The sequence below is a fragment of the Escherichia sp. AM3 genome (genome assembly GCF_032029835.1).
Classification (GTDB): Bacteria; Pseudomonadota; Gammaproteobacteria; order Enterobacterales; family Enterobacteriaceae; genus Escherichia; species Escherichia coli.
Genome location: NZ_JAVUPQ010000568.1, coordinates 1 through 458, shown reverse-complemented (window position 1 = coordinate 458; position 458 = coordinate 1). Strand labels below are relative to the sequence as shown.

Sequence of the window (458 nt, the reverse complement as noted above, 5' to 3'; positions counted from 1 at the left end):
TGAAGCCGGCCGTGTCGGTGTAGTGCTCCTCGATCCGCAGGTCGGACTCGTGGTACAGCAGGCCGTCGAGCACATAGGTGGAATCGCGGACGCCGACATTCACCACGCGGGTGCTGAACGGCGCGTACTGGTCGGAGATATGGGTATAGAACAGCCGTCCCGGCTCGCTACCGTACTTCGGGTTGACGTGCCCGGTGCTCTCGCCCCGGCCACCCGCGCGGAAGCGCTGGCCATCGGAGGATGAGGTCGTGCCGTCGCCCCAGTGGGCGGCAAAGGCGTGGCGATACTGGTGGTTGACCAGCTCGGCCAAGGCCGCCGAATAGGTTTCGTCGCGGATGTGCCAGGCTTGCAGCCAGGACAGCTTGGCGTAGGTCAGGCCGGGGCTCGACTCGGCCATCTTGGTCAGCCCGAGGTTGATCGCATCACCGAGGATTGCGGACAGCAGCAACGTCCTGTCT

1 protein-coding gene is annotated in these 458 nt (G+C 65.3%); it reads right to left on the bottom strand.

Features of this window, described 5'->3' with window-relative positions; all coding sequences use genetic code 11:
- A partial coding sequence (locus tag RTW80_RS27280; RefSeq protein WP_312721208.1) for a Tn3 family transposase occupies positions 1 to 458 on the bottom strand: 458 nt, incomplete at both ends.